This window comes from Lactobacillus selangorensis, assembly GCF_001437205.1.
In the GTDB taxonomy this organism is placed as follows: Bacteria; Bacillota; Bacilli; order Lactobacillales; family Lactobacillaceae; genus Paralactobacillus; species Paralactobacillus selangorensis.
Genome location: NZ_JQAZ01000006.1, coordinates 60745 through 83558 on the forward strand (window position 1 = coordinate 60745; position 22814 = coordinate 83558).

A 22814-nucleotide genomic window follows, 5' to 3' on the forward strand; every position below is an offset into this window, starting at 1 on the left:
ACTGATGATTAAAAAAGATCCAAACAAAGGCTTGATCTTCAATATTCAACGTTATTCAGTCCATGATGGACCGGGTATTCGAACGATCGTCTTCTTACAAGGCTGCCCGTTGCGCTGCCCATGGTGCTGCAATCCTGAATCGCAGTCCGTGCGGCCAGTGACGTGGGTCAAGAATGGCAAAAAGGAAACGATCAGTCATTGGATGACAGCTGATGAAGTGATGGATGAAATTGAGAAAGATGAGATTTTCTATCGCACTTCAGGTGGTGGCGTCACGTTATCAGGTGGCGAATGCCTGATGCAAGCTGATTTTGGAGCCAATATTCTGCGTCAATGCAAGCAGCTCGGAATTTCGACAGCGATCGAAACAACTGGTGCAATGCCATTGACTGAAATTCAGAAGGTGCTTCCGTATACAGACTATGTCATGTTTGATCTGAAGATCATGAACCCGATTCGAGCCAAACAAGTCATCGGGGATAATGTGGCTCAAGTAAAAGCCAGCTTTGAAGAAGCCCTTGCAACACCGACTGCACGTGTAATGCCACGAGTGCCGCTCATTCCTGGGTATACAACGGTCCCAAAGAATCTGCAGCAAATTGCCGATTATGTTCATGAAGTGGGCGTCAAGGAAATTCACATTTTGCCGTTTCATCAGTATGGGAGCAGCAAGTATGAATATCTGAATCGGACGTATACGATGAAGGATACCCCGTTACTGACGGATCAGCAGGTTAGCGACATCCATTCGTTTTTTGAAGATCAAAATATTCATGCCGTTGTCAACGGTTTGGAATAATTAGGTAATTGACAGTCATTTTTTCTTGGAGGTTTTATGATGATCGAACTATTTAGAAATATCACAAAAACGAAGCTGCATTTTTGGGACAGCTTGAATGTTGTCCGTGCCGGCATTTTAGGCGCAAATGATGGCATCATTTCTGTTTCAGGAATCGTTCTTGGGGCGGCTGCCGCCAATTTAAGTGGCCACACACTATTCATCAGTGGAATCTCTGGTATGTTAGCCGGTGCATGTTCAATGGCCGGTGGCGAATATATTTCGGTGAGTGCACAAAAAGAAGTTCAGCTGAAACGATTAGATGAACAGGAAGTCAGTGATGAACAGGATCAGGAGATTCTTCATGAAATTGATTTGATGAATCCGATCCATGCGGCAGCTATGTCGTTTATGTCATTCATTTTGGGTGCTTTGATCCCATTACTAGCCATTAGTCTCTCACCAGCTCGCTGGCGGGTGTTAGATACTGCACTGGCAATGGTGGTTGCTTTAGCAATCAATGCTCTCATCGGCTATACCAACACCAATACCTCCAAGTTAAAAGCAATTCTGCAAAATGTGGCGGTCGGTCTCTTTACAACAGTGGTCACCTATTTGATCGGAATGATTTTAGGTGTGGCTGTTTCGGCTTGACTGAGAGGTGGATGTGGCGATGACAAAACAAGCAGCCCTTACGCGTAAAGAAACGATTACTCAAGGATATACTGCTCTTAAAACAGTGATCGATCCTGAAATTGGGATTGATTTAGTCAATTTAGGGCTGATCTATGATCTGGAACCACAAGTTTCTGGTGTTTGTGTCGTTACGATGACATTAACCGTTATGGGGTGCCCGCTGACTGACTATCTTTATACTCAGATCAGTGAGGCGTTATTGACAGTTGATGAGATCAGTCGTGTTGAAATCAATTTAGTTTGGGATCCGATCTGGACAATCGATCGGATAAGTGATGAGGCAAAGATGGAATTAGGAATTTGAATTATAGCGAAAAGGATCACAGCATTTTATGATGCGATGATCCTTTTTTTTTGAGGTTAAAAATAACAGAATTAAGTAAAAATGCACATTTGTGGTCATAAGTGGTCTGACTCACAAAGTGTGCATTTTTTAACGGAAATCTTTAAAAATAATTGGACTTACACGTATTACACCGGTGTTTTTGCATAATCAAGAAAAAGTCCACATGAATTTCATCGTTTTTAAGAAAACGGCTTGCTAAACTAACAATATAAAGAAAACGTTTTCAGGAGGAAAATTATGAATGATATGAAATTTTTATTTGGTCATTTACGTGACCATTTGATGACCGGGATTAATTATATGATTCCATTTGTTGCTTCAGGCGGCATTTTGCTAGCTCTGAGTGTGCTGCTGGGTGGTCAAAATGCAGTTCCAACGACTGGCAGTTTAGCCGGTTTGGCTAAAATTGGTCAAGCCGGATTAGGATTAATGGTTCCAATCTTGTCTGGATACACCGCATTTGCGATGGCTGGTGTTAGTGGCTTAGCGGCCGGTGTGATTGGCGGCTTGTTGGCAAATAATATTGGTGCTGGTTTTATTGGTGGGATTATTACCGGAATTCTAGCTGGTGTGATTTGTTTCTATTTAAATAAAATCAAATTATCAGATAGTTTGCAGGGCATTATGCCAATGCTGGTCGTTCCATTGATTAGTACGTTGATTGTCGGCGGTGTTGTTGTTTGGGGAATCGGTGCACCAATTGCTGCTTTAATGAATTTCCTGACCGTGTGGCTGAAGAGTTTAGGAACAAGTAATCTGTTAGTCGTCGGCTTGATTCTAGGAGCAATGGTCGGTGCTGATTGCGGTGGTCCAATTTGCAAAGTGGCTTATGGGTTTGGAGCCGCATTAGTTGGAACGGTCAACACAACGACAGGAATGCCGTCAGCAACGGCAATGACAATCATGGCCGGCATTGGGGTTGCAATTTGCATTCCGCCTTTAGCAGTGGGATTAGCAACTTTAATTGCACCGAAAAAGTTTACGGTCAATGAACAATCAGCTGGCAAGGCGGCGCTCGTGATGGGTGCTGTTGGTATTTCAGAAGGTGCGATTCCGTTTTTAGCAACGGATCCAATGCGGATGATGCCGGCCAATATGATTGGATCGGCAATTGGTGCTAGCATTGCCATGATTCTAGGCGCTGGTAACCCAGCTCCATGGGGCGGCTGGATCGTTGCCTTTGTTGCTCAGAAGCCATTTGCTTATATGTTGGCTTCGTTAATTGGAATTGCAATCAGTACCGTGTTGATCGTCGTCTTAAAGCCAAGTACAGTGGCAGTTATGGAAAAATCAGGGAGTGAAGAATAATGGATGAAGCAAAATATTTAGCAATTGATGTTGGCGGAACAAATTTGAAATATGGATTGATTGATCGTTCGGGACAATTAATTAAAAATGGGCGCGTCACGACACCGCGTGACTGTCTGGCTAGTTTTATCGAACAAGTCAATCGAGTCGTTGATGATTTGCACACACAAATCAAGGGAATTGCCTTCAGCACACCTGGGACCGTTGAGCAAACGACCCAGACCATTCACTGCCCAGATGCAGAACTGCCTTATTTAGATACCGTTTGTCTCCAAGATCAGTTGGCAAAATATCACATCCCAGTTGGCATTGAAAATGACGGCAAATGTGCCGCTCTGGCTGAATTATGGATCGGTAATTTGGCCGACGTTCAGAATGGCGCCGCGATCGTTTTAGGAACCTGTGTTGGCGGTGGCATTATTTTAAATAATCATCTCTGGGCTGGCCGGCATCGTAACGGTGGTGAAGTCAGTTTTATGCCTTCGAATCAACAGGATTATTCTAATGATGGGCTATTCGGCTATACATGTTCAGCGGTGCGGATGATCAAAAAAATCGCTCATCAACTCCATATCACACCTGAAACCGATGGTGAAGCCGTTTTTGAAGCGATCAATGCCCATGATCCAGTCGCATGGCCGATTTTTGAAACTTATTGTCAGCAGGTCGCTAGTCTGATTTTAAACATGCAGACCGTGCTTGATTTGGATCGTTTTGTAATCGGTGGCGGCATTTCAGCCCAACCGATCGTAGTCGATGAGATCAATCGGGCTTATGATGCAATTTTGGCACGGCGGGATTGGGTGCGGCTCACAATTGCCCGTCCTGAGATCATGGCAACCAAATACCGTAATGATGCCAATTTATATGGCGCCCTTTATAATCTATTGAATCAACTTGATGAAACACATGATGCGGCACTTTAAATAGAAGGATTGCACATGCGGTCAGTGCGTCTTAAAATGAACTCAATTAGAAAAGGGGCTCATTTATGGAAGACGAGACGTTAAAGCTACTATTAAATCATCGCTCGATCCGTCATTTTCAGGATCGTTCGTTATCGGATCAGACACTTCAAACGATTATCAATGCAGGCCAGCACGCACCAACCAGTACCTTCAGCCAGCAGTATTCGATTGCTGTTGTCAACGATCCGGCTGAAAAGAAGGCGGTTGCGGAAATAACGACCAAACCATTTGTCGCTAGTGCAGCCACCTTAGTAATCTTGATTGCTGACCAATACCGCAATGCAACGATCGCAGCCTCGTTGGGACAAGAAACGGCACGTTTGCGGACTTGGAATGCTTTTTTAGCTGGGACGTACGATGCCGTGCTGGCTGGCGAGAATATGGTGATCGCCGCCGAAAGTATGGGGCTCGGCACTGTTTACTTGGGCAGTATTTTAAACGATTCGCAGCGCATGATCGATCTGCTGCATTTGCCGTTACTGACGTTTCCGGTGCTCGGTTTATTGATCGGTTATCCGGACGATCAGCCGACTTTGAAACCACGTCTGCCGCTGGCAAAGGTCGCCTTTCAGAACCATTATCCAGACGTGGCTGATCCGATTGCTTCATTAAAAGACTATGACCAGACGCTGACGGATTATTATGCTCAGCGTGATTCGAACGAACGGGCTGAAACGTTTACACATCTAATTGCGATGCAGCAGCAAAAACCGGTTCAGGGGAAACGAAATCAAATCGGTGCGGTTCTTAAAAAGCAGGGTTTTCGACTCGCATAAAAAAGCTGGAACGATTTCGTTCCAGCTTTTTTAACGCCGCTTGTCATTCTTCCAGTAAACGGGCCTCCGTAAAATCATCCAGTTTTTCGGGGTATGGCCAGTCATCGAGCCAGAAACTCTCATGATGGGGGTCGTAACGGACGATTGTGCCATGGACCTGATTCGTGGTATGGGTGAATTTGACGACTAAGGGCTTGGCTTCTAAATAGGAATAAACGAGAACGGCGGCAATCTGCTCGCTCCGCTGCTTTTTCTTCAACCGCGCTCACTTCTTTATGTAGATTTGATACCTCTATACTACAAACATACGTTCTTGATTGTCAACCATAAAATAATTAAGTTTTCGCGGCACATAAAAAAGCTTTTATCATCGCAATACGACGATAAAAGCTGGCTGTGAAGCCGTCTAGCGGATTCGAACCGCCGACCTCATCCTTACCATGGATGCGCTCTACCTGCTGAGCTAAGACGGCATTTAACAAATAATAGGTTATCTAATTTCTATTAGTTTGTCAATTGTAGCGTTCAAGAATTTTAAACCAGCGATAAGGTTCCTCTTTGGGCGAGATATGTTATACTGATTTTAGTAGGATTTGAAAGCGGTTTCGAAGCGTAAAACCCGAATTGTGAATGAGGGAGGCGGCGCTATGCTGGCGATTATTCTTGCAAGCCATGGCCGGTTTGCGGCGAGCATCCAAGAATCGGCCGAAATGATTTATGGAAAAATTCAGCCGATTCAGGCGGTGAACTTTATGCCAGAGGAGCATCCCGCCGATCTGTTGGCGAAATATCAAGCTGCGCTCGCATCATTTCCGCCTGAGGCCGATGTACTGTTTATCGTCGATCTCTGGGGCGGCTCGCCATTTACGGTTGCACGACGCCTAGTTGAACAGGCGCCTGACCGAATGGCGTTAGTAACTGGTTTGAATTTGCCGATGCTGATCGAGGCTTATTTTGTCCGTGATCAGCCTCTGGAGCAGGTCGTTGCCGAAGTTGAAAAGGCAGCCCGGAAGGGTGTCGGACACTTGGAAACGCAAAAAAATAATGGAGATGATGAGTAACATGAGTATGACGATCAAGTATGCACGAATCGATAGTCGTTTGTTACACGCACAAGTTGCCAATGCAGTTGTGAAAGCAGTTCAGCCCAATCGCATCATTGTTGCATCAGATGGGGTTGCTAAGGATACGTTACGGAAGGAATTGATGGTACAGGCCGCACCAGAAGGACTCAAAGTCAATGTTATGCCGCTGGATAAGCTGATTGAAGCTTACAAAGATCCGCATTTTGACGACTTAGAAGTCTTATTGCTGACCGAAACACCAGAAGACATGGTTACCTTGGTTAAGGGCGGTATTAAGTTGACTCAGGTCGATGTCGGCGGGATGAGCTTCTCGAATGGGAAGGTTATGGTGGCTGATTCATTGGCTGCTGATGCCGACGATGCCAAAGCATTGCGCTGGCTTGCTGACCAAGGCATCGATGTTTATTATCAGACCGTTCCAGCAGAACAGAAACAGCCTGTCGAAAAACTTTTGGAGGCAAAGGGTCTCTAAAATGTTAAGAGACGTTTAAACTTTTTTTAAGTTATTTAAAGGGCTGGTATATACCATTAGAACAAGGATTAAGTGCGTTTTACTTGATTTCTTGTTCTTTTTTATACAAAAAATTTCATAGGAAGCGCTTTACATCTAACTTTCAGATTGGTATACTAATTCACAGTGAGTTGTTGATTAGCGTTGCTAGTCAAGTGAGTCACATCTTTTAACCGTTTTCATGAAACCGGTTCTATCAACGAATGCTATCTTTTTTTTAAGTTTATTTAAAAGCGGTTTCTTGATCGGCGAAAGATGTCTCTCCAGCTCAAATTCATTTTTAGGAGGGTTACAGCATGGTAGGTATTATCCTAGCAAGCCACGGAAGATTTGCCGATGGGATTCTTCAATCATCAGAAATGATTTTTGGGAAACAAGACAATGTCAAAGCCGTGACCTTGATGCCGGATGAAGGCCCAGATGATGTTCATAAAAAGTTGGAGGACGCCATTAATTCATTTGACGATCCTAAACAAGTATTGATGCTCATCGACCTTTGGGGTGGTACACCATTTAACCAAGCCAGCAAGATCTTCGATGGTCATGAAGACTCATGGGCAATGGTTACAGGCATGAACTTGCCAATGGTTATCGAAGCTTATGGTTCACGTTTGACAGAAGACTCTGCACAAAAGATTGCAAGTCATCTGATCGATGCGGGCAAGGCAGGTATCAAGATCAAACCAGAATCCTTACAGCCTAAGGAAGCACCTAAAGCAGCCGCTGCCAGCGACCAGCCAACAGGTACAATTCCAGCAGGGACAGTGCTTGGGGACGGACATATCAAGTTTGTCTTAGCACGTATTGATTCTCGTTTACTTCATGGACAGGTTGCGACAGCTTGGACCAAGACGACAAAGCCGAACCGGATCATTGTTGTTTCTGACAGTGTTTCGAAAGATAAGTTACGTAAGAGTATGATTATTGAGGCCGCTCCGCCGAGTGTCAAAGCAAATGTTATTCCGATCAAGAAAATGATCGAAGTCGCTAAGGATCCTCGTTTCGGCAACACAAAGGCTTTAATTTTGTTTGAAACTCCTGAAGACGCATTGACAACGATTAAGGGTGGCGTTGATATCAAGACCCTCAACGTTGGTTCAATGGCACAGTCTAAAGGTAAAGTTGCCGTAAACCAGGTATTGTCTATGGATCAAAAAGATGTTGACACATACAAGGAATTGGAAAAGTTGGGCATCAAGCTTGATGTTCGTAAAGTTCCAAATGACTCACCTGAAAACATCGATCCACTTCTCGATAAAGCTGAAAAGCTGTTAGCCGAGAAGAAGTAGCGTCAATAGAAAATAGGAGGATTCTCAGATGTCAGGAATTTCAATGATTTTAGTCGTAATCGTTGCATTCTTCGCCGGCATGGAAGGGATTTTGGATGAATTCGAACTCCATCAGCCCGTTATTGCTTGTACATTGATCGGCCTGGTTTCAGGTCAATTAACTGCCGGCCTTATGTTAGGTGGCTCCCTTGAAATGATCGCCTTAGGTTGGGCGAACATTGGTGCCGCCGTTGCGCCTGATGCTGCTTTAGCATCAGTTGCTTCCGCTATTATTTTAGTTCAAGGTGGACAGGGCGTTAAGGGGATTGGTTCGGCCATTGCGATTGCCGTTCCATTAGCCGTTGCCGGCTTGTTCTTAACCATGATCGTTCGTACCATTACTGTTGCTATTATTCATTTGATGGATGCTGCCGCAGAAAAAGGAAATTATCGTACGATTGATTTTTGGCAAATTGTAAGTATTTGTTTACAGGGATTACGTATTGCGATCCCAGCCGCACTTTTGTTAGTTATCCCAGCTAAGCAGGTTTCTGCAATGTTAAATTCAATGCCTGCATGGTTGTCAGATGGTATGTCAATTGGTGGTAGTATGGTTGTTGCCGTTGGGTACGCCATGGTTATCAACATGATGGCTTCCGCAGAAGTATGGCCATTCTTCGCTATTGGGTTTGCAATTGCTGCTATTTCCGAATTAACATTGATCGCCATTGGTGCTTTAGGCCTTTCATTAGCCTTGATGTACTTACGCCTCGATGGGACTATCGGTGGCAATAACAACAATAGTGGTTCAAGCAACAGCAGTGCCAACAACACTGGTGATCCGCTTGGCGATATTCTGGATGACTATTAAAGAGAGGGAGATAAATCATGGCTGATAGCAAACCAATTGAAAAGAAGATCAAACTTTCAAAAGCTGATCGTCTCAGTGTTGCATGGCGTTCAACGTTCATCCAGGGTTCGTGGAACTACGAACGTATGCAGAATGGTGGCTGGTGCTACTCTTTAATTCCAGCTATCAATAAACTTTACAGTAAAAAAGAAGACCGTGCCGCTGCTTATCAGCGTCATTTGGAATTCTTCAACACACATCCATACTTAGCATCTCCAATTCTTGGGGTTACATTAGCCTTGGAAGAGGAACGTGCCAATGGTGGTGACGTCGATGACGTTGCTATCCAGGGGGTTAAAGTTGGTATGATGGGTCCTTTGGCCGGTGTTGGTGATCCAGTGTTCTGGTACACTGTTCGTCCAATTCTTGGTGCCTTAGGTGCTTCCATGGCCTTGGCCGGAAACATCATGGGTCCTATCTTATTCTTCGTTCTTTGGAACCTCATTCGTTGGGGATTCATGTGGTACACGCAGGAATTCGGCTACCGTGTCGGGACTCGTATCACCGACGATTTATCCGGTGGTTTACTCCAGGCCGTAACACGTGGGGCTTCTATGATGGGTATGTTCGTCCTCGGTGCTTTAATTGAACGCTGGGTTACGATCACATTCGTTCCAGTTGTTTCAAAGACAACCTTGAGTAAAGGTGCCTACATCGACTGGAGTACCCTTCCAAAAGGTGCTGCCGGAATCAAGAAGGCTTTAACGGAATATAACTTAGGTAAAGGGATGGCTTTGTCAAAGATCAAAGTTACAACATTGCAGGATAACTTGGATCAATTGATTCCAGGCTTAGCCGGCTTGCTGTTAACATTCCTCTGCATGTGGTTATTAAAGAAGAAAGTATCACCAATCATTATCATTCTTGGTATTTTCGTCGTAGCTATTCTCCTTCATGTAATCGGAATTCTGTAATAGCACGTTTTTGCAATAGCGGTTTATCACCAGTTATGCTGGTGGGAGACCGCTATTGTTCGTTTTAAAGGTAAGGAGAGAATAAAATGGCACAACAAACGATCGGTAATGAAAAGGATACTCGGGCACATCGCAAACGTGCTCGGCTGTTGCTTAAGCAGCATCGTGAACCAGTAAAGTCGCTCAATACAAGAGTGGATTTAGTAATGAAGGCAACCTCGTATCTTGGCATGGGTGATTATGGCGACATGATGATCGGTGACAAGGCAATCGAATTTTATGACGATGGTGATCCCAGCAAATTTATCCAAATTCCTTGGACCGAAGTAGATTCGATTGTTGCATCCGTGATGTTTAAAGGTCATTGGATCCCACGTTGGGGTGTTCAAACCAAGAAAAACGGGATGTATAAGTTCTCGACTCGCCATACGAAGAAAATGCTGCGGGAGATCCGGAAACATATGGATCCCAATCGCATGGTCCGCTCGCTGACTTTCTTCCAAGTCATGCGCCGCAATTTGAAGGCACTGGGCCAACGGATTATTGCACTGTTTCATAAGAATAAGCAAAAAGATTAGTCATAAAAAGCTCGGAACGATTTCGTTCCGAGCTTTTTGTATCGGTATCATGATGAGATTGAATTGGTATTCACTTCATAATTGGAAATTACAGACTCGCTTGCTGCTGTGAGTAAGTGTGCAGCTGCTGATTCTGTTTGAAACCCTTGGTATCCGCCACGACATATAGGGGACGTTGGCGTGAAGCGGTGAAAATCCGTCCGACGTACAAACCTAGGAGAGCCAGTCCGCCTAAGATCAGGCCGCTGAAATTGAGGAGCGCGAAAATGATGAAACTGATACTCCCGAGTTTGCCTAAAACGAGGGCACCGAGCAGTTGCAGCCAGCTGATTCCCCACAGGAAACCACCGGCCCAGCCGGCGAGCTTCAACGGAATCAATGAGAAGGAAGTTAATCCGTCGAGGGCGAGCTTGATCATTTTCGACAGCGGGTATTTGGAGGTGCCGGCTTTGCGTTCCTGGCGTTCGTATTCAACGCTGGTTTGTTTAAAGCCGACCCAACTGACCATGCCCCGCACGAAGGGGTCGGTTTCATTCATCTGCAGGAGAACGTCGACGACGGAACGGTCCATCAAGCGAAAATCGCCGGTATCGACGGGAATGTCGATGGACGTCATTTTCTTTAATAAACGGTAGAAGGCTTTGGCGGAGGCCAGTTTGAACCAGGTCTCGCCATCACGGTGCGCCCGTTTGCCATACACGACCTGGTAACCGTGTTTCCATTTGTCAATCATCTGCGGAATGACCGTCGGCGGATCCTGCAGGTCGGCGTCCATCACGACCACAGCAGTCCCATGGGCGTAACGAAGACCAGCTGTGATGGCCAGCTGATGGCCAAAGTTTCTGGCAAAATCGACCAAACGAATCGCTGGATTCTTCTGGATGGCAGCAGTAATCTGCTGCACTGTCGTCGGTCGAACCATCGTTGACGAAGATCAGTTCATAATTCTCCGGTCGGGCCCGAATGTAACGCTGCAGGGTTGCCAATGTTGTCGGCAGGATTTCGCTTTCGTTATAAACAGGTAAGACGATCGAAATCAGCGGTGTTTGCATTTTGAAAACCTCCTTTTATTGCTTAGCTGCGGCAACGGACAGTTTATACAAGGTACCACCCATACCGCCGCCCATGCCGCCACCGGCAGATTTGCTGCCAGATGGTTTGGCCGGCTGTTTCGATGGCTTCTTAGTCGTCTTGCCGTTTGCAGGCTTCTTTTTAGTGCCGCTTGGCTGTGCTGGTGCTTCGCCAGCCCCAGTCCCGGTCGGCGCTTGACCGCCTGGCTGAGTACCCCCAGGCTGTTCGCCGGTTTGACCAGCAGTCCCGCTTGGCGGAGTCGGCTGACCGTTGGCGCTAGTACTGCTGTTTGGCTGTTCGCCGGTCATTTCGGTCATGCCTTGGCTGGAACCGCCGGGCTGTGTGGATGATGAACTGGAGCTGACGGCGGAAATTTTGCTGCCGTTCTTCTTGACCCATTTCACAATCGCTGAGTTGGAGTTTTGCGAACTGACGTAGAAGTACTTGATTTCGCCTTTGGCTACCAGCTGCTTGAATTGCTTCAAGGTAATAGCGGGGTCAGTCCCGTTATAACCACCGATTGCCATCACGGCCCGACCAGTTTTGATGATGTAGGCTGAAGCCGAGTTGGCATCGGTTGTGGCAAACAAGTACTTGGTTGATTTCGATTCATGCTTGTTCAAATATTTGAGCAAGGACTGATCAACGCTGCCGCCGAGGTTGCCGCTGGATGCGCCGCCTTGAGACAGCAGATCGGGACCGGTTGTCGGAACGGCTGCCGATTCTTCGGCTAATGTTGGTGTCAAGGACCACAATCCAGGTGTCAATAAGAGGAAGAAGGTCGTTGCGCCAGCCAGCCACGTCGTTTTGGGCCGTTTCTTAAAGGCAAAGATGAGTACCATCAGGACAAAGGCGATGACTAAGAGTGCCATGCTGGCCCAGAAATAATAGGTGCCGACATAGTAAGCCTGCAGGCACATCGTTATGACAAAGGCAAGTGGCAATAAATAAGTGGTCCACTGTTTCCAGGTGCCGTGTTTAAATTGCCGCCACAAGACAGGCAAGCTGATTCCGAACAAAGCAGCGATCGGCGGTGCCAGCATAATTGTATAGTACGGATGGTAGAAAGAAGCGACGCTGAAGAAACCAGCGACTGGAATCAGCCAGCCGACCCAATACCAAATCTGATTCTGCTGGGTCGTCGTCTGATACCACTTATTTTTACGTTTCCGATAGGCCCAATAGGCACCGAACATGCCGATTAGGGCAAATGGCAGCAGCCAGCTGATCTGCGGGCCTAAAGCAGACTGGAAGAGTCGCAGCGGTCCGGCTGTCCCAATATTGAAGATATTGTTGCCGCCTATACCGCCGCCACCGGTGCCGCCTTTCGAACCGCCAGGGCCGCCAGCACCGGTTTTACTGCCAGTCGGTGCACCGCCCATGCCGCCTTCAGGGATACCCTTCAGGTTCGCCGGTTTCTTGCCAGTCGGTGCTTTGGTACCGGACGGCTTTTTTGTACCGGTCGGGGCGGCACTCTTTTTACTTTTCGAAGTGTTCATGCCTGGAAAGGCGCCGCCCGTTCCCGTCGATTGACCAAGAAGGCGTTCAGCCCCGTTATAGCCAAAAGCGAGTTCCAAAACAGAATTCTTCTGCGAACTTCCGATATAGGGCCGTTGACTAGCCGGAGTCGCATCGACAGCGACCGGCCATGCTAAGGTGAAGATTGCCAGTACAGCAGTCGCTACCAGCAGCAGGCCCGTTTTCCGCTGCCAAGGTTTCTTGACGGCCAGCCAGTAGAAGAAATACATGGCGGGCAGGAGCATAAACGCCTGCAGCATCTTGATGTTGAAGGCGATCCCAATCAATCCGAAACTGACGATGACCCGCCAGCTTGATTTCTTGACGACTGCCTGCTGCAAGATATAGCCGGCCCACATCAGAAAGAAGACGAGGGCAGCATCCATGTTGTTGGTCCGTGAATCGGCGACGACCATCGGACTCAAAGTCAGGGTCAAAGCGGCCAAACGTGCAGGCCAGACACCGAAATACGGTTTAATCATTTTGTACATTAATGCAACGGAACCGATTCCGAAGAGAACCGATGGGAGCACAACGCTCCATCCATGGACACCGAAAATTTTGGCACTGATTGCCATGAACCAGAGGGCAACCGGCGGCTTATCGACGGTAATAAAACCAGCTGGATCGAAGGCGCCGTACCAAAAGTTCTTCCAGCTCTTGACCATGCTTGTCACTGCAGCGGTATAATAGCTGTTAGCGGAGCCGGCATTCCAAATGCCCCACCCATATAAAAACGCAGCGGGAAGCAGAATCACGACAAGGTACCAATCGACTTTTCGTTTGCTTTTCATTTGCTTCACATCCTTTTATGAGTCTCACTTTAAGGATGCCAACCTAAAGCCAGCTTAAAAAATTGTGAATATTTTGTGAAGAAAGAGGCGGTCATTCTGAAACCGAAAGTACTTATTATTGAAGATAACGAAGCTTTATTGGACAATCTCAAGGGTTTCACGACCGATTTTGCCGACGTCACGACAGCTTTGGACGGCCTGACGGGCGAATTGTACGCCAAGCAGGATGCGTATGATGCGATTGTGCTCGATCTGATGCTGCCGGAGATCAATGGGTTTGATCTCTTGAAAAATCTGCGGGCCAGCAAGATTGAGACGCCCGTTTTGATTTTAACGGCCAAAGATACCCTGCAGGACAAACTGCATGGTTTCGACTTGGGAGCCGATGATTATCTGACCAAGCCGTTTCATCGCGAAGAATTTATTGCACGTTTGAAGGCGTTGCTGCAACGGAACCATGCTTATCATGATGATCAGAAATTGGCGGCTGGGCCGATTGAAATCGATCTGGCAACTCACACAATTACTGTCAACGGACAAGCGGTCAATTTTCCCGGCAAGGAGTTCGACTTGCTCAGCTATCTCATTGAAAATCAGAATACAATTCTAACGAAGGAACAGATTTTCAACCATTTATGGGGCTTTGATTCGCAGACAAATCTGAATGTGATTGAGGTTTACATCAGCAACGTCCGCAAGAGTTTGAAACAGGTCATGGACCATGATGTCATCAAGACGGTGCGTAACGTCGGCTACATGCTGGAGGTCTGAAGATGGATCAAGCGCACAATCGCAAACTGCAATGGCAGTTTTTCTGGATTGAATTTGTGACCTTTGCAATCCTATTCGTTATTTTGGGCCTGCTGATTTTTCATTTCTTCCAAGACGGCTTGTTTAAAGATGTCGATCACAACCTGAAGATGCAGCAGGAAATCCTGGTCAACCCCAAGAAACGGACACCGCCGAAAAAAAAGCGGACACCGTCGAAACAAAATGCCCGCCAGATTATGAATCAGCCTTTTCAGGCGCAGATGATTATTTATGGCGCCAATGGCCGGATTTTGAATAAAGGCACACTCGGCAACCGTTATTCGGTGCTGAAAAAACTGCATATTCCGATGAGCGAGCTGAATGAACTGACGATGCATACCGTCGGCAACGATAAATTCCGGACGCTGTACATCAAGGTGCCGCAGAAATCGGGCGATCCGCAGGCGGCCGGCCATTATGTCCTCCTAATCGAAAACCTGAATGTCCAAATGGCGGCGATTACCCAGTTCAAGCAGATTATGATTGTTGTACTGGTGCTGTTCTGGCTGCTGTCGATCGGCATCAGCTACTTGTTCTCGCTCTACTTTATCCGGCCAATCATGAAAGCCTCCCAGAAACAGCAGGACTTTGTGGCCGATGCGGCTCATGAATTGAAGACACCGTTAACAATCATTCAGAATAAGTTAGAGACGTTATTGACCAAGCCGCACGATCAGATTATTGACCAGAGCGAGGCGATTGCCCAGACGCTCAACGAAAGCGAGCGGTTATATCAGCTGACGCAGGATTTATTGACACTGGCGCGTTCGGATGCGCACACAGTGGAATTGCAGCCGCAGTCGATTGAACTGCCACAATTTCTGAAGGGCGTCTGCGAACCTTATCGTGAGATGGCAGTCGGGCAGCAGAAAAAGTTCCGCCTGCAGACCAATAATCTGCAAACGGTGACGGTCGATCCCAAACTGCTGCAGCAATTATTGGTCATCCTGCTCGACAATAGTTTGAAATATACGCAGGCTGGTGAGAAAATCCGGGTGCGGACGGAAGCTCCGCAAGGACCGCACTGGCTGCTGATTGTTGAAAATACCGGCCGCAGTATTTCCAAAGAGGACCAGAAACACTTATTCGAACGGTTTTATCGAGTCGACCAGGCTCGCAATGAAAACACCGGCGGCACCGGTTTGGGCTTATCGATTGCTAAGTGGATCATGGAGCAGCATCACGGCCGAATCACGGTTAAGAATGTCGAACCGCATGGGGTCAGTTTTCAGCTGATTTTTCCGAAAAAGCTCAAATAAAAAGACCGTGAATGTTTTTACGGCCTTTTTCTGGTAAATCCGGTAGAATAGAGATAATCAATCCGTCAGGAAGGGAGGAAAAGCAATGAGAATTTTAAACGGCATCAAACGGTACGGACTCGATGTGATTAAATGGATTTGTTTCTTCCTGCTCTATATGGTCGTTCAATTTTTCTGGGGCGGCACGCTCCAGCAGAATCAATTCGCACGGCTCAGCAATTTCGTCATTTACATTTTGGTCGCCCTCTTTGTGGTCGGCTTTCTCCTATGGCGTTATCAAACCGAACTTGATAAAAACAATCCTCGTGGTTTCGGCCGTCAGCGGCTGACCAAGCAGCGGTTCTGGTTTATGGTGGCCATGGTCGTCTGTTTAGGAATCATTCAGGCCGTTAATATCTGGCTGACGATTCGGCATCAATTGCCGGTAGCCTCAAATCAGACGAGTGTGAATCAGACGATTGTTGCCAATCCGATTTCGAGCGATATTATGGTCATTTTGGTGGCACCGCCAGTCGAAGAATTGCTGTTTCGGGGCTTTTTCTTCAATTATCTCTTTACCAAACCGACACGGTTCAACAATATTGTCGGTGTCCTCATGAGCGGATTCTTATTCGGCTGGGCCCATGAACAGGCCTTTACGATGAATCTGCTGGTGTACATGTTATTCGGCTGTGTTTTGGCGTATACGTATCTGCACACACGGGATATCCGTTACGATATTGGTTTGCATTTCCTGAATAATTTTCTCTCCACATTTTTATAACAGGAGTTGGTTTGAAAAGGTTGCACTGGAAACAGGAAACGTTTGGAATACGTTCTGTTTAAAAAAGGCTGTGACATCTGTCACAGCCTTTTTTCTATTCAATGACTTTTAAGGTATCTAAATCCGCCGGCAGGTCCGTCAGCAACGGGCTCGGTGTGCCAATCGCAATCAGCGTCAGGAGATGCATTGCTCGTGTCGCCAGCGTATACAGCAAATCGGCATCTTGCGTTCCGTAAGTGCCGGCCGAAATATCATAACCAATGACCGTATCGAATTCCAGCCCCTTAGCTAGGTAGATTGGCAGGATGATGACGCCTTCCGGAATGGAACGATTGGCGGCCGACAGCAGGTGAATCGGTGTATCGAGCGTCAGACGGGCAAATAATTGTTCTGCGGCTGCTTGCGTTTTGGTCAGAATGGCGACAGTGTGATGCTGGTCAAGGGCCTGATAAACGGTCCTAGTCAGTTCGGTCAAGACAATTTTATCGTCGTTTGGACAGTCGAGTACGACTGGTTTGGCACCCGGTCGGGTAAACGACTGAATTGCATCGCCATCCGGCAGTAATGCCTTCGCAAAATCGGTAATCTCTTGGGTCGACCGATAACTCTTGTTGAGGTTGATTAGCCGCACCCGTTTATGCGGAAAGACAGAAGCAATAGCGGCCATAAAATCAGTCTGAGCGTCGTGGGCGCCGAAAACGTCCTGCTGACGGTCGCCGAGCAGTGTCAATTTAGCCTTTGGAAAGGCATGGTGGACATAATGAAGCTGCGCCAGCGAATAATCCTGCATTTCATCGATGAATAAGAATTGGATTGCATGGTTCTGACCGCCGCCAGTCAAAACATCCCGCAGGTACAGTAATGGCGCTGCATCGTCGAGGTCAAGGCGGTGTTTATTGATTAAATCCCGAAAACCGGACCGCATGGCATCCCAAGCCTGCTGGGAAACGCCCGCAACGGACTGAGTCGCTAGAAAATGGTCGTATTCTTGATAGAGGTCGAAGAAATAATCATTATAAATGGCCGCATAAATCGGCTCATACCGTTCGTAAAGCAGTTTGCGGCCCAGATAGTGGCGTTCATGGGCCGCCGATTCGAATTCATGGCCGTTGAGCAGGCGTTCATAGTCTTCACTGCTGAGCAAATCGACTTCATCCTGCACATCATCGTCATCGGTCTGTTCCCGAATGATTTGTTTCAGGCGCCGAATCAAAGTATTCTTCGTCTGGATGAACTTGTCAGCCGGCAGCATTCGTTCTGGCAGGCCTTGATAAATAGCCGTGATTTCATCCTTGCTGAAGAAAACAGCGCCTTCGAAATAAATACTGCTGAAGGCCGGTTTCCGCAGGGCGGTACTTTTGGCGTAACTACGGACAGCCTCCATGAAGGCGACACTTTCTTTAGAACGCCGAATCAACCGGGCCGTTTTCGGAAAATGGCGCTGATCCCGTTCGAAACGTTCGAAGCGGCTCTCGACTTTGAGACCGGAGAAACGCTGGCGGAAGAATTCATCAAGGGTGACCTGCCGCATGTTTTTCTCACCCAAGCTCGGCAGCACTTCTGAAATATAATTACTGAACAGCCGATTGGGTGAAAAGAGAATCATCTGTTCGGCATTGAGGTGGCTGCGGCTGTGGTAGAGCAGGTAGGCGATCCGCTGCAGAATCGCCGACGTTTTGCCGCTGCCGGCCGCTCCTTGAACAATCAGCACATCGGCCGACGTATCCCGAATGATGTCATTTTGTTCCTTTTGAATGGTGGCCACGATATTCTGCATGTATTCGCTGCTTTCGCCGCCCAGAATCTGCTGGAGAATCTCATCACCGACAGTTTCGTTAGTATCAAACATATTTTCGATTTGACCATGCTGAATTAAAAATTGGCGCTTCTTTTCGAGAGCGACGGTGGTTGGACCGGTGGGCGTGTCGTAACTGACTTGGCCCAGCGTCCCATTGTAATAAATACTTGAGATTGGCGCCCGCCAGTCATAAATCAAAAAATGGTTCTCATCGTCAATGAACGTGGAAGTCCCAATGTAGAGGGTCTCCTGTTCGCCGTCTTCTTTGATATCGACTCGTCCGAAGTAGGGCGAGTTTTCGAGTTCGTCTAAACGTTGTGTTTGAGTTTTTAAAATCGTTTCATTTTCGACAGAATTGGCGACCATCTGCTTCTGCTGCTGGACAGCGGCATTGGTTTCCATGCGATCATCGACTTCAGTCGTGTTGACACGGGTGTTATCGCCGTAATTCTGTTCGATGGCACGGGTTTCATGGTGGGCCTTGGCCAGCTGATCGTTGAGATCGACTTGGCGCTTTTTGATTTGAGCGACCACATGATCGACTCGCTGCTGTTCCTTTTGTCGTTCATTTTTTTCCGTCATTGCCCGGCTCCTTTAGAAAAAGTTTTCCTATCATTCTATGACTTTTTAAGGAGGAAGTAAAGCTAGTTTGATTGCGTTTTAGAGGTCGTCACGGGTTGAAACAGCTACAATAAAAATAGCAGATCTTGAAAATGGCCGAAACCGTTACTTTAAAAGTAACAATAAGAATGTTACAATAGAAATACTTACTTTTAGAAAGACGGAGGCAGGATTGTGGCAGATTTAATCCAAACATTCATGGAACGGCGGACCGATTTGGGCCAAGCACTGCTCCAACATATTCAAATTTCACTCTTATCACTTGTGATTGCCATGCTGATTGCAATTCCGCTAGCAATCGCGGTCACCAACCATCACAAACTGGCCGGCTTCTTTCTGCAGATTGCCGGTGTGCTCCAAACCATCCCTTCACTGGCATTATTGGGACTGCTGATTCCGATTGTGGGGATCGGCAATCTGCCGGCAACGATCGCACTGGTCATTTATGCGCTGCTGCCGATTTTTCAAAATACTTATTTAGGCATTACTGATATCGATCCATCGCTGGAAGAAGCAGCGGATGCTTTTGGGATGTCCCGCTGGCAGAAATTATTTCGGGTCGAGCTGCCATTAGCGCTGCCGTCGATTATTGCCGGAATCCGCAATGCCTTGGTGCTGATCATCGGGACAGCAACACTGGCGGCTTTGATTGGGGCCGGCGGGTTAGGGACCTTTATCCTGCTGGGCATCAATCGTAACAATACAGCGCTGACACTGATTGGTGCCATTTCATCGGCGCTGCTGGCGATTGTCTTCAGCTGGCTGATTGGTGTTTTGCAGCATGTTAAACTGCGTTATTCAGTGGCCGTTTTAGTGCTGATTATTGTCGGCGGCTTGGGCTACACTGGTTATCAAGCCTATGAAAATGCCCGTCCGACCATCACCATTGCCGGAAAATTGGGGTCCGAACCCGACATTTTGATTAACATGTACAAAGATTTAATCAAGCAGGACAGTCCGCAGACGAAAGTCGTGCTGAAGTCAAATTTCGGCCAGACGAGTTTTCTCTATAATGCCTTGGAAAGCAAACAAATCGACGTTTATCCGGAATTCACCGGTACAGTGCTTGAAAGTCTTGTCAAGTTGCCAAAAGGGCAGACTGTGCCAGCCACCGCCAGTCAGACATATCAATTATCGAAAACTTTGTTAAGGCAGCAGGCCGACCTCAGTTATCAAGCGCCGATGCAGTACGATAACACCTATGCGGTCGTCGTTAAGCAATCGTTTGCCAAACGGTATGGCATCAAGGATATTTCCGATTTAAAGAAGGTCGAGTCGAAACTGGATGCTGGCTTCGACCTCGAATTTCTCGATCGTCAGGATGGCTATAAAGGATTAGAGTCGAAGTACGGGCTGAAATTCAAGACGCAGTCGATGGACCCGTCGCTGCGGTATGAAGCGCTCAATCGGGGCAGTGTCAACATTGTCGATGGTTATTCGACCGATTCGCAGATCGAACAGTACCATTTGGTCGCTTTGAAGGACGACAAGCATCTGTTCCCGTATTATCAAGGTGCGCCGCTGATGCGGGCGGAAACGGCCCGCAAGTATCCGCAGGTCGTTAAAAGCCTGAACAAGCTGAAAGGCCAGATTTCGGACGCTGAGATGCGCAAGATGAATTATGAAGTCAACGTTGAGAAAAAATCGGCCGCAAGTGTGGCCCGGCAGTATTTGCGAGCTCATCATTTGTTAAGGGGGGAATAGCATGACGACACCGATGATTGCGTTTAAACATGTCAATAAGCAGTATGCCGATGCAGCGCCGGCCGTTAACGATTTATCCTTAACAATCGGCCAGAACGAATTGTTTGTGCTGGTCGGAACATCCGGCAGCGGCAAAACGACGACTTTGAAAATGATCAACGAACTGATCCAGCCGACGAGCGGCACAATCGACTTTGCCGGCAAACCGTTGTCGGATTACAATGTTCGTGATTTGCGCTGGAATATCGGTTACGTTCTCCAGCAGATTGCCTTATTTCCGAATATGACGGTCGGCCAGAACATTGCCCTGATTCCAGAGCTGAAGCACTGGGATAAGGCTAAGATTGCCGCCACCGTCGACGATCTGCTCGAACAAGTCGAGCTGCCGCCGGATAAATATCGGGATCGGATGCCGTCGGAATTGTCCGGCGGTGAACAGCAGCGAGTCGGAATCCTGCGGGCGCTGGCAACCCAGCCGGAGGTAATCCTGATGGATGAGCCGTTCAGTGCGCTCGACCCCATTTCACGGACCCAGCTGCAGGATTTATTATTACGAATGCACAAAAAGTTTAAGACGACAATCGTCTTTGTGACTCATGACATGAATGAGGCCCTTAAACTCGGCGATCGCATTGCGATTATGCGTTACGGCCGGTTGCTGCAGGTCGATACGCCTGCTGCGATTGCTGAACATCCCGTCAACGATTTCGTTGAATCGTTCTTTGCCACCAGCAAGAGCCAGAATGCGTTATTGGACGAGCCAGTCGGCGCACTTGAAAATTACTGGCAGCCGGCGCATCCTGATGAAAACCAGTCAGAAACCGGCGTTGATACCGAAACACTGGTGCGGGAGGTACTGCCGCAGCTGGCTGATACCGACCACATCGCCATTAAACGGGCCGGTGCACTTGTCGGCCATCTGACTCGGCAAGATGTGATTCGCTATTTGAGTGATCAGACGCACCATGCTAAATAGGAAGGAAGCTGTTTGTGATGACACATTATGACACGATCGTAATCGGCGGCGGACCCGCCGGATTGGCAGCGGCGTATCCTTTAAAAGCCGCTGGGCAAACTGTTTTAGTAGTGGAAAATGATTTGTGGGGCGGCACTTGTCCGAATCGGGGCTGCGATCCGAAGAAGATGCTCTATACATCCGTTGCGGCTCAAGATTTGACTCAGCAGATGCAGCAGCATGGCTTGACCGGCTTGCCGCAAGTCGATTGGCCTGCTTTGATGGCGTTCAAAAACACATACACTGACAAAGTGCCGAACAACACTTTGGCCGGTTTGAAAGCCACCGGAATCGACACTGCAGCTGGCACAGCCCAATTTCAGGATGAACGGACACTCACGGTCGGAACGACGGACTATACGGCCGATCAGTTTGTGATCGCCACTGGCCAGCAGCCGGCGCTACTGCCAATGAAGGGGCAGCAATACCTGAAGACCAGCAACGACTTTCTCGATTTGAAGACATTACCGAAACGGATCACGTTCATTGGGGCCGGCTACATTGCGATTGAACTGGCTAATATTGCGGCAACGGCGGGCGCACAGGTGCATATCGTTCAGCATAACGACCGCTTATTGCGGCAGTTTCCACAGACTTATACGCAGAAACTGGCCGAATTGCTGACCCAACAGAAACAGATTCAGTTCGACTATAATGTCGAAATTGAGACGATTACTTCTGAAGCTGATGGGTATCATCTGCAGGGGACGAATGGATATCAGGCGACGACCGATCTGGTCATCGATGCTACCGGCAGAACGCCGAACGTAACGGCGTTACAACTTGGAAACGCCGGCGTCACGACGGACCGGCATGGGGTTGTGGTCAACGATCACCTCCAATCGAGCAATTCACGGGTCTATGCAGTCGGTGACGTTGTTTCAAAGTCGCAGCCGAAACTGACGCCGGTTGCCAGCTTTGAGGGCGGCTATCTTGGTCAATTACTGACCGGTCAAACGACTGCTACCATTGCCTATCCGACCATTCCGACGATTGTCTATGCTAGTCCGAAACTGGCGATGGCTGGGGTCAGCTTGGAGACAGCGCAGCAAAATCCCGCCCATTACCAGGTTACGACTCAGGATGTGACCAGCTGGTTCACGTATATGCGGATTCGGGAGCCGTATGCCCAAGTCAGCACGATTACGGATCAGCAGACGGGACTGCTGGTCGGCGCCGTTGTCTTGTCGGAGAGCGCCGATCGGCTGATCAATGATTTTGTGGTTATGATTGACCAGAAGACGCCTGCTGCTCAGATTTCAAAGCGGATTATGACGTATCCGACCGTCGAAAGCGACCTGAGTTATTTTTACTAAGGTTTGA

The 22814-nt window shown here is 47.7% G+C and carries 21 protein-coding genes, 1 tRNA gene and 1 pseudogene; 18 read left to right on the top strand and 5 right to left on the bottom strand.

Going from position 1 to position 22814, the window contains the following annotated elements; all coding sequences use genetic code 11:
• The first annotated feature begins 4 nt into the window (after window positions 1–4).
• From IV40_RS08220 to IV40_RS08245, 6 genes are all read left to right on the top strand, one after another.
• A complete protein-coding gene (locus IV40_RS08220) occupies window positions 5–799 on the top strand; it encodes a glycyl-radical enzyme activating protein (protein ID WP_057770492.1) in 795 nt (264 codons plus the stop codon).
• A 39-nt stretch (window positions 800–838) separates the two neighbouring features.
• Window positions 839–1432 carry a VIT1/CCC1 transporter family protein gene (locus tag IV40_RS08225; RefSeq protein WP_057770495.1) on the top strand — a complete coding sequence of 198 codons (594 nt, stop codon included), beginning with the start codon at window positions 839–841 and terminating at the stop codon, window positions 1430–1432.
• Window positions 1433–1451: 19 nt separating this feature from the next.
• Window positions 1452–1778 (top strand): metal-sulfur cluster assembly factor, encoded by a 327-nt coding sequence (locus tag IV40_RS08230; RefSeq protein WP_057770497.1) that lies wholly within the window; start codon window positions 1452–1454, stop codon window positions 1776–1778.
• 279 nt (window positions 1779–2057) lie between these two features.
• A complete protein-coding gene (locus IV40_RS08235; RefSeq protein WP_057770499.1) occupies window positions 2058–3128 on the top strand; it encodes a PTS fructose transporter subunit IIC in 1071 nt (356 codons plus the stop codon).
• Window positions 3128–4054, top strand: a complete 927-nt coding sequence (locus IV40_RS08240) for an ROK family protein (RefSeq protein ID WP_082617960.1) — start codon at window positions 3128–3130, stop codon at window positions 4052–4054. Before IV40_RS08235 ends, IV40_RS08240 begins: the two co-directional genes overlap by 1 nt.
• A 65-nt stretch (window positions 4055–4119) precedes the next feature.
• Window positions 4120–4872 (top strand): NADPH-dependent oxidoreductase, encoded by a 753-nt coding sequence (locus IV40_RS08245; RefSeq protein WP_057770503.1) that lies wholly within the window; start codon window positions 4120–4122, stop codon window positions 4870–4872.
• Between the two features lie 43 nt (window positions 4873–4915).
• Here IV40_RS08245 and IV40_RS08250 read toward each other — a convergent pair whose 3' ends face one another.
• The gene (locus IV40_RS08250; RefSeq protein WP_057770505.1) at window positions 4916–5131 is read right to left on the bottom strand and encodes a hypothetical protein; all 216 of its coding nucleotides are present in this window, start codon (window positions 5129–5131) and stop codon (window positions 4916–4918) included.
• Window positions 5132–5272: 141 nt separating this feature from the next.
• A tRNA-Thr gene (locus IV40_RS08255) sits at window positions 5273–5345 on the bottom strand.
• A gap of 174 nt (window positions 5346–5519) precedes the next feature.
• On the opposite strand from IV40_RS08255, the gene IV40_RS08260 reads away from it, so the two are divergent.
• The 6 genes from IV40_RS08260 (at window position 5520) to IV40_RS08285 (ending at window position 10138) form a co-directional block, all read left to right on the top strand.
• On the top strand, window positions 5520–5933 hold the full coding sequence (locus tag IV40_RS08260; protein WP_057770507.1) for a PTS sugar transporter subunit IIA: 414 nt from the start codon (window positions 5520–5522) through the stop codon (window positions 5931–5933).
• Between the two features lies 1 nt (window position 5934).
• The gene (locus IV40_RS08265; protein ID WP_057770509.1) at window positions 5935–6429 is read left to right on the top strand and encodes a PTS sugar transporter subunit IIB; all 495 of its coding nucleotides are present in this window, start codon (window positions 5935–5937) and stop codon (window positions 6427–6429) included.
• A 335-nt stretch (window positions 6430–6764) separates the two neighbouring features.
• Window positions 6765–7757, top strand: coding sequence for a PTS sugar transporter subunit IIB (locus IV40_RS08270; protein WP_057770511.1), 993 nt, complete (start codon window positions 6765–6767; stop codon window positions 7755–7757).
• Window positions 7758–7785: 28 nt separating this feature from the next.
• Window positions 7786–8607, top strand: coding sequence for a PTS mannose/fructose/sorbose transporter subunit IIC (locus IV40_RS08275; RefSeq protein WP_057770513.1), 822 nt, complete (start codon window positions 7786–7788; stop codon window positions 8605–8607).
• A gap of 17 nt (window positions 8608–8624) precedes the next feature.
• Window positions 8625–9560, top strand: a complete 936-nt coding sequence (locus IV40_RS08280; RefSeq protein ID WP_057770516.1) for a PTS system mannose/fructose/sorbose family transporter subunit IID — start codon at window positions 8625–8627, stop codon at window positions 9558–9560.
• 149 nt (window positions 9561–9709) lie between these two features.
• Window positions 9710–10138: a DUF956 family protein gene (locus tag IV40_RS08285; RefSeq protein ID WP_338033663.1), complete on the top strand. Its 429-nt coding sequence runs from the start codon at window positions 9710–9712 to the stop codon at window positions 10136–10138.
• A gap of 88 nt (window positions 10139–10226) precedes the next feature.
• Here the strand turns inward: IV40_RS08285 and IV40_RS08290 are convergent.
• Window positions 10227–11190, bottom strand: a pseudogene (locus tag IV40_RS08290) (glycosyltransferase family 2 protein).
• A gap of 15 nt (window positions 11191–11205) precedes the next feature.
• Entirely contained in the window at window positions 11206–13521 is a 2316-nt protein-coding gene (locus IV40_RS08295; protein ID WP_057770518.1) for an ArnT family glycosyltransferase, read from the bottom strand.
• A gap of 75 nt (window positions 13522–13596) precedes the next feature.
• Here IV40_RS08295 and IV40_RS08300 point away from each other — a divergent pair, with 75 nt between their 5' ends.
• From IV40_RS08300 to IV40_RS08310, 3 genes are all read left to right on the top strand, one after another.
• Complete coding sequence (locus IV40_RS08300; protein ID WP_057770520.1) at window positions 13597–14292, top strand: response regulator transcription factor; 696 nt, start codon at window positions 13597–13599, stop codon at window positions 14290–14292.
• A 2-nt stretch (window positions 14293–14294) separates the two neighbouring features.
• Window positions 14295–15590 carry a sensor histidine kinase gene (locus IV40_RS08305; protein WP_057770522.1) on the top strand — a complete coding sequence of 432 codons (1296 nt, stop codon included), beginning with the start codon at window positions 14295–14297 and terminating at the stop codon, window positions 15588–15590.
• Between the two features lie 85 nt (window positions 15591–15675).
• On the top strand, window positions 15676–16353 hold the full coding sequence (locus tag IV40_RS08310) for a CPBP family intramembrane glutamic endopeptidase (RefSeq protein ID WP_057770524.1): 678 nt from the start codon (window positions 15676–15678) through the stop codon (window positions 16351–16353).
• Window positions 16354–16447: 94 nt separating this feature from the next.
• On the opposite strand, the gene helD is transcribed toward IV40_RS08310, so the two are convergent.
• On the bottom strand, window positions 16448–18733 hold the full coding sequence (gene helD / locus IV40_RS08315; RefSeq protein WP_057770526.1) for an RNA polymerase recycling motor HelD: 2286 nt from the start codon (window positions 18731–18733) through the stop codon (window positions 16448–16450).
• Between the two features lie 213 nt (window positions 18734–18946).
• On the opposite strand from helD, the gene IV40_RS08320 reads away from it, so the two are divergent.
• The 3 genes from IV40_RS08320 to IV40_RS08330 are packed head-to-tail and all read left to right on the top strand — an operon-like array spanning window position 18947 to window position 22807.
• Entirely contained in the window at window positions 18947–20476 is a 1530-nt protein-coding gene (locus IV40_RS08320) for an ABC transporter permease/substrate-binding protein (RefSeq protein ID WP_057770528.1), read from the top strand.
• 1 nt (window position 20477) lies between these two features.
• Window positions 20478–21452 (top strand): ABC transporter ATP-binding protein, encoded by a 975-nt coding sequence (locus IV40_RS08325; RefSeq protein ID WP_057770530.1) that lies wholly within the window; start codon window positions 20478–20480, stop codon window positions 21450–21452.
• A 14-nt stretch (window positions 21453–21466) separates the two neighbouring features.
• Window positions 21467–22807 (top strand): dihydrolipoyl dehydrogenase family protein, encoded by a 1341-nt coding sequence (locus IV40_RS08330; protein WP_156404263.1) that lies wholly within the window; start codon window positions 21467–21469, stop codon window positions 22805–22807.
• Window positions 22808–22814: the final 7 nt, after the last annotated feature.

Excerpts from the sequence above, each read along its gene's own strand:
- IV40_RS08220 (WP_057770492.1), top strand. The coding sequence starts at position 5 with ATGATTAAAAAAGATCCAAACAAAGGCTTGATCTTCAATATTCAACGT.
- IV40_RS08225 (WP_057770495.1), top strand. The coding sequence starts at position 839 with ATGATCGAACTATTTAGAAATATCACAAAAACGAAGCTGCATTTTTGG.
- IV40_RS08230 (WP_057770497.1), top strand. The coding sequence starts at position 1,452 with ATGACAAAACAAGCAGCCCTTACGCGTAAAGAAACGATTACTCAAGGA.
- IV40_RS08235 (WP_057770499.1), top strand. The coding sequence starts at position 2,058 with ATGAATGATATGAAATTTTTATTTGGTCATTTACGTGACCATTTGATG.
- IV40_RS08240 (WP_082617960.1), top strand. The coding sequence starts at position 3,128 with ATGGATGAAGCAAAATATTTAGCAATTGATGTTGGCGGAACAAATTTG.
- IV40_RS08245 (WP_057770503.1), top strand. The coding sequence starts at position 4,120 with ATGGAAGACGAGACGTTAAAGCTACTATTAAATCATCGCTCGATCCGT.
- IV40_RS08260 (WP_057770507.1), top strand. The coding sequence starts at position 5,520 with ATGCTGGCGATTATTCTTGCAAGCCATGGCCGGTTTGCGGCGAGCATC.
- IV40_RS08265 (WP_057770509.1), top strand. The coding sequence starts at position 5,935 with ATGAGTATGACGATCAAGTATGCACGAATCGATAGTCGTTTGTTACAC.
- IV40_RS08270 (WP_057770511.1), top strand. The coding sequence starts at position 6,765 with ATGGTAGGTATTATCCTAGCAAGCCACGGAAGATTTGCCGATGGGATT.
- IV40_RS08275 (WP_057770513.1), top strand. The coding sequence starts at position 7,786 with ATGTCAGGAATTTCAATGATTTTAGTCGTAATCGTTGCATTCTTCGCC.
- IV40_RS08280 (WP_057770516.1), top strand. The coding sequence starts at position 8,625 with ATGGCTGATAGCAAACCAATTGAAAAGAAGATCAAACTTTCAAAAGCT.
- IV40_RS08295 (WP_057770518.1), bottom strand. The coding sequence starts at position 13,521 with ATGAAAAGCAAACGAAAAGTCGATTGGTACCTTGTCGTGATTCTGCTT.
- IV40_RS08305 (WP_057770522.1), top strand. The coding sequence starts at position 14,295 with ATGGATCAAGCGCACAATCGCAAACTGCAATGGCAGTTTTTCTGGATT.
- IV40_RS08310 (WP_057770524.1), top strand. The coding sequence starts at position 15,676 with ATGAGAATTTTAAACGGCATCAAACGGTACGGACTCGATGTGATTAAA.
- helD (WP_057770526.1), bottom strand. The coding sequence starts at position 18,733 with ATGACGGAAAAAAATGAACGACAAAAGGAACAGCAGCGAGTCGATCAT.
- IV40_RS08325 (WP_057770530.1), top strand. The coding sequence starts at position 20,478 with ATGACGACACCGATGATTGCGTTTAAACATGTCAATAAGCAGTATGCC.